The organism is Microcoleus sp. B13-B6, from assembly GCF_036705405.1.
GTDB lineage: Bacteria > Cyanobacteriota > Cyanobacteriia > Cyanobacteriales > Microcoleaceae > Microcoleus.
The window spans coordinates 25,511-31,510 of record NZ_JAUBUJ010000104.1 but is presented as its reverse complement, the minus strand read 5'-3'; the positions used below and the strand labels follow the sequence as shown (position 1 = coordinate 31,510).

Here is a 6,000-nt window from a genome sequence, read left to right as displayed (position 1 = left end):
AAGTTATTAATACATTACTTGAAGTTTGACGATATTCCCATTCCTGGGGTATTCATACCTTGATTCAGCAACGCCAAACCGCTTACTCCTGAAGATTACAACCGAATGCGAGATAAAATCAAATCCCTTTCCATTCAAGAGCAGCGGTGCTTTTCCCCAGAAGAAGTCGTCGAGTTATTCGAGGGAGGATTTTTCAATGACTGAGCCGTATCGCGTCGTAGCTCTCCCTGGCGAAGGAATCGGGCCAGAAGTGGTAGACGCTTCCTTAAAAGTTCTCCTGCATTTAGCAAAACTAGAAGGGTTTTCTTTAGTTATAGACTATGCCTTAATTGGACAACCTGCCTTCAATGAATTTGGAAAATTCTTCCCCGACCAAACCGCCCAACTATGCGAAGGTGCTGATGGAATTTTATTCGGAGCCGTCACGAAAGGCGGGATTCTCGAACTTCGCCAACACTTCGACTTTTTTATCAATTTTCGCCCCGTGCGTCCCTTTGAAACTTTATTGGATAAATCCAGCCTTCAGTCGCACAAGATTCAAGGAGCCGATATATTATTTGTTCGAGAGTTAGTAAGCGGAATTTATTTTGGACCATCAGGACGAACAGAAGACGACAGTGGCTATTATGGCTTTCATACAATGAAATACTACGACTGGCAAATCCGCCGCATCGCTAAAGTAGCTCTAGGCAAAGCTAAAGAGCGCCGAGGTTTGCTTACCGTAGCCCATAAAGAAAATGCTCTGCCACAAATCCCTTGGAGCCGTTTAGTGCAGGAGGAAGCCGAACATTTCCCTGATGTTAGAGTAGAACCCATGCTAGTGGATAACTTAGCCATGCAACTCGTGCGGGAGCCTAAGCGATTTGATGTGATTCTAGCAGGAAATCTATTTGGGGATATCCTCAGCGATATCGGAGGAGCATTAGTAGGTTCCATCGGGTTATTACCCTCTGCCAGTCTGAACGAGCGCGGGTTCGGTCTTTATGAAGCCATACACGGCACAGCACCAGATATTGCCGGGAAGGGTATTGCCAATCCTCTAGGAACGATGGGGGCAGTTGTTTTAATGCTTCAGCAGTGGGGGGAAACCCATGCGGCTATCAAGCTAATTCAAGCCATCGAAAAAGTTTTAGCCCTGGGCTACCGCACGGCAGACTTAGCCCCCCAAGGTCAAGAAATCTTAGTCAACGCGGAAACTTTAACCGAGTTGATAGTCCAACAACTCGGTAGTTAACTTTGATAAACAAGCAGTAGGGAGAACTTATGACAACCGAACCGAAAGTGTTGATTTTTGGAGATGATATCAATACAGACGATATTATTCCGGCAAAACGGTGTACTACTGCCGACCCAGAGTATTTAAAGCAGTATGCTTTTGAACATCTGATTGGTGAAGGAAACCTTGTAGGCTATGAAGAAATCGAAGCCGGACGCAATTTCGGCTGCGGTTCTAGCCGAGAAAATGCACCTATTGCCATAAAAGCTGCTGGCATAAAAAAAATACGCGCCCTCTCTTTTGCCGAAATATTTTACCGAAATAGTATCAATATTGGTCTGACATTAGAAATTTACTCCCAGCCTAATAATAATCCTGTCGTCGAAGCTATTGTGAGGGCAGGCGGCTTAATTCCCTTTAACCAAAAGCGGCAGAAAGGTGAAATTTCTGTTCCCCAGAGTTCAACTTATGCTAGGGCGATGACTCTGACAGAAAAACTTTTGGCACGGGCGTCTGGCAATGCTTACGTTCAGCCGGGAGAGATGGTTTTTGCTAAAGTCGATTTAGCCATGTCTCACGATGCTGTAGCCGCACCTGTTGCTGATGTCTTTTACCAGAATTTTGGAGAAGAAGCAAAACTTTGGGATGCCACCCGCGTTGTTTTAGTAGCCGATCACTTTATTCAAGTCAACGACGTGCGAGTAGACCCTAAAGCCACTTCATTATACTCAGAAATGGTGCAGTTTGCCCGCTCGCAAGGCTGCCATTTGTTCGATATGGTTTCCCCAGGAGAAGCTGCTGGCATTTGTCACGTTCTGCTCCCAGAAAAGGGCTTCATTCATCCAGGTACAATTGTAGCCGGGACAGACTCCCACACTTGCACTTACGGAGCCTTTGGATGTTTTTCCACTGGAGTGGGAACAACGGATATGGCGAATATTTTTGCGATGGGGGATATGTGGGTGCGGGTTCCTCCTACCCTACTTTTTAGACTTGAAGGAACTTTGCCCAAATATATTGCTGCAAAAGACATCATCCTATTTATTCTGAGCAAAATTGGCTGTGACGGCGCTGCGGGAAAAGTCATGGAATTCCGAGGCAGTATTATCGACCAGATGCCAATGGAAGAACGCATGACACTCTCGAACATGGCGATTGAGTGCGGTGCAATGTGCGGGGTAATTGCTCCTGATGAAACAACTCGCCAATATCTGCAAAACTGCGGTCAAGATTTATTTGAGGACGTTGGTAGCGACTCCGAGGCATCTTATGAACAAATCTATGAGTTTGATTTGAGCGATTTAGAACCGCAGGTCGCTCGTCCCCCCAAACCAGACCAAGTAATTGGTATTAGCAAGTTAGGAGAAATTCCTATTACCAAAGCTTTTATTGGTTCTTGCACCGGGGGAAAACTTTTCGATCTCGCTCAAGCTGCCGAGGTGCTTGAAGGTCGCCGTATAGCTCCGGGTGTCAGCCTTTTTATCGTACCCGCTTCTTTTGAGGTGCGCCAAAAGGCTGAGAATCTAGGGTATATGCAAATATTTGAAGCGGCGGGAGCCACAATTCTCAAATCAGGCTGTGGCGCTTGTATTAATGCCGGACTTGGGATACTCGCTCAAGAAGAGACAGGGGTTTATGCGACCAACCGCAATTTCAAAGGGCGAAGCGGCGATCCAACGGCGAAGAACTATTTAGCTTCTCCCCGCGTGGTAGCTATTTCGGCAGTTGAGGGAAAAATTAGCGATCGCCTTAGCGATGCAAGCGAATGAGGCTCTTTAGGGTTTGATGCTATATTCAGCAGGTAAGGCATAAAAGCTTCTGTCCTTTTTGTACAGCGCTTTCGCGCCTGGGAAAAGCAGTGCAGTTTCGATGCTATTTCCCAGGGGGCGATCGCCTCTGAAAAACTGTTGAGGTTTTCACTTTCCTGCCGGTGATGAGGATGAGAGCGATCGCCAGTTATGCGATCGGCGAGGATTAATGATGCCACGGCCCTTGCCGGTTGCAATGGCTGAGTCCCCACCGCCTCATTTATCTGATATTCTCAAAAAACTATTCCATCACTAGGGCAAGATTTGGGGATACCGTTTAGGGCAACAGTTGGGGTGCGGGCCGTCAGGAGGGCGCTTGAAAAATGCACGCCGAATTCTGGAACTGGCGTTTTTAGGTCATAAGAGAAGCGATCGCAATCGGCCCCTAAATGATGAAACGTAAAGCCGCCTAAGCAAAAAAATTGCTAGAGGGGCATTTTTACAGGCGGTTTTTAAGGAGATGACAGATTACCCTATAGCTGTCTTTCCAAGGATCGAACCTCTACTTTTCGTTGCTTGAAATGGCGCACACTCGTTAAATTTCCAAGATTGTGACAGTATATAGAACCCATTTGACATCTTTTGGCGATCGCGTCCTTCTGTTGATCGTCTCACAGCAAGCGATCATCTCACAGCAGGCGATCGCCCCAAAAGCTCTTTTTTGAGGTCGGGGGTAAATGAGCAGTCGTACAGAAACTTACGCTAAGGCTGAAACTTTTACTGGATAAGCATTCTGGGAACTACTCTTTTTGTATCTTAAAAGCTTAAAGAGTTGAAAATTAAACTGTACCAATTAGAGCATAGATTTTTTGGTACAGCTTTTTTGTACGGCACAGTAAGGATTTGAGGCTTTTAAATTTCAGACAGATCAATTGGTACAGGTTTATAAGAGGCGAGCGCAGTATTCAAAACGACTAATCAATTCCTTAGCGTAAGTTTCTGTTCGACTGCTCATTTCACCCCAGGTCCTTCGGTTTAAACGAGTGCCTGGGAAGGTTTTCAAGTTGGTTGTCCCCCTTGATAGTTTTAAGGTAAAATTACCAGAAAAATACACGCTTTGCCGTCATGCCTTATTCTAGTAACCTCACGGACTCTGAATGGGAAATTCTCGAACCCTTACTGCATCAAATATTGCCCATTAAAAAGCCAACAAGGGCCCCCTAACTGGGCTAAAAGACAAATCTTGGATGGCATCTTCTATCAACTTAAAAATGGTGGCAATTGGGAAGATTTACCTAAAGATTTACCCACTTACTCAACCGTATATTGGTATTATAAACAGTGGCGAGCGCAAGGAGTGCTTGAAGAACTGATGACAGTTTTACATTCTCAAGTTCGCGAGCAGGTAAAAAAACCGAAGTGGACTACGTTGATAATTATCGACTCACTCTTCTGTGAAAAATACCTGCAATGCCAGTATTGCATCGACAGGGTATCGTTTCAGGGCGAACGCATCTAAATTTCATGTTAACAGAATCTGGTATATTGGAGAAGAATTATTGAGTAACTACAAAACATTTAATTAGGGTTTACCTGTATGAAACTCAAACCTAAAATCACGATTGCCGACCATTTTGCCGACTTAGAATATCCCAGATTTGAGCGGACGAAACATCATCAATTAATTGACATTATCACCATCTCAATTTGTGCCGTGATTTGCGGTGCTGATACATGGGTGGATATTGAAAGTTACGGGCGAGCTAAATACGAATGGTTAAAAAAACATTTAGAATTGCCGAATGGCATACCTTCACATGATACAATTGCGCGAGTATTTGCTCGGCTAAAACCGGAGCAATTTCAGAAATGTTTTTTGAGTTGGATTCAATCTATTAGTTGCTTCAATCCTGGAGAAGTAATCGCAATTGATGGCAAAAGTCTTCGCCATTCTTACTCAGGGGGAGGAGATAAAAAAGCAATTCATATGGTCAGTGCTTGGGCGACGAGTCAAAGATTAGTTTTAGGACAAGTTAAGGTTGATAAAAAGTCTAATGAAATCACAGCTATTCCGGCTTTACTCAAAGTATTAGAATTGAATGGAAGCATTGTCAGCATTGATGCTATGGGCTGTCAGAGGTCAATTGTGAAGTCAATTGTCGAACAAAAAGGAGATTATGTAATCACCTTAAAAAAGAACCAACTATCCCTGTATGCCAGAGTAGAAGAGTTGTTTAAACAAGCAATTAGACAAGGATTTTCGGGATTTACACATACAGCTCATTCGACGAAGAAAGAGAATAATCACGGTCGCTCATAAATCAGACATTACTTAATGTTAAGTGACATCAAAGAGCTGATAGATCCCGACAATCAATGGGAGAAGCTTCATAGTATAGGTCTGATAGAATCCGTGAGAATAGTGAAAGGAAAAACAACTATTGAAACTCGTTATTATATTAGTAGTTTACCAAATAAGGCTCAAAAATTTGGTGAATCAGTCCGCAGCCATTGGGGAATTGAAAATTCTTTACATTGGGTGTTAGATGTGGGTTTTCGTGAAGATGAGTGTCGGATTAGAAAAGATAATGCTCCGCAAAATTTTGCTATTCTTAGACACATCTCGCTCAATCTTTTGAATCAAGAGAAAACTTCAAAAAATGGAGCAAAAAATAAGCGACTTCGAGCCGGGTGGGATGATGACTATTTGACCAAGATTCTCGCTGTTGCAGTTAACTAAATCCTCACGAATAACTCATTACTAACTATTATACAACTTGGAAACAGTGGTTGTAATAGTTTTATTGTCTCAAAATTAGCAGAAGCGTAAAAACCACCATTAATCAGTTACTGTTTTCTTACTAAAGTCATTACAAAGCGTGTCTGTAGCTTCTTTGAATGGTGAATTTATCTCAAAATATACTCACCACTGATGAACAGTGTTCAATAAGATGCGTTCCCCCTGGGTATCGTTTTTATAAATCTACCAATGGTATTAAAAGGCATCTAGCTGTTGATACGCTTGGGTTTCCCTTC

4 protein-coding genes and 1 pseudogene are annotated in these 6,000 nt (G+C 43.4%); 4 read left to right on the top strand and 1 reads right to left on the bottom strand.

Annotated features, from left to right (window positions below; genetic code table 11):
* The first annotated feature begins 196 nt into the window (after positions 1-196).
* On the top strand, positions 197-1,234 hold the full coding sequence (gene leuB, locus QUB35_RS32140) for a 3-isopropylmalate dehydrogenase (protein WP_333145960.1): 1,038 nt from the start codon (positions 197-199) through the stop codon (positions 1,232-1,234).
* A 29-nt stretch (positions 1,235-1,263) separates the two neighbouring features.
* Positions 1,264-2,985 carry an aconitase/3-isopropylmalate dehydratase large subunit family protein gene (locus QUB35_RS32135; RefSeq protein ID WP_333145957.1) on the top strand — a complete coding sequence of 574 codons (1,722 nt, stop codon included), beginning with the start codon at positions 1,264-1,266 and terminating at the stop codon, positions 2,983-2,985.
* On the opposite strand, the gene QUB35_RS32130 is transcribed toward QUB35_RS32135, so the two are convergent.
* The gene (locus QUB35_RS32130; RefSeq protein ID WP_333145954.1) at positions 2,904-3,203 is read right to left on the bottom strand and encodes a hypothetical protein; all 300 of its coding nucleotides are present in this window, start codon (positions 3,201-3,203) and stop codon (positions 2,904-2,906) included. The genes QUB35_RS32135 and QUB35_RS32130 overlap by 82 nt on opposite strands.
* A gap of 878 nt (positions 3,204-4,081) precedes the next feature.
* Between QUB35_RS32130 and QUB35_RS32125 the strand changes: the two genes are divergently transcribed.
* Positions 4,082-4,483 (top strand): transposase, encoded by a 402-nt coding sequence (locus QUB35_RS32125; protein ID WP_333145951.1) that lies wholly within the window; start codon positions 4,082-4,084, stop codon positions 4,481-4,483.
* 78 nt (positions 4,484-4,561) lie between these two features.
* Positions 4,562-5,704: pseudogene (locus tag QUB35_RS32120) on the top strand (ISAs1 family transposase).
* The last annotated feature ends 296 nt before the right edge of the window (positions 5,705-6,000 follow it).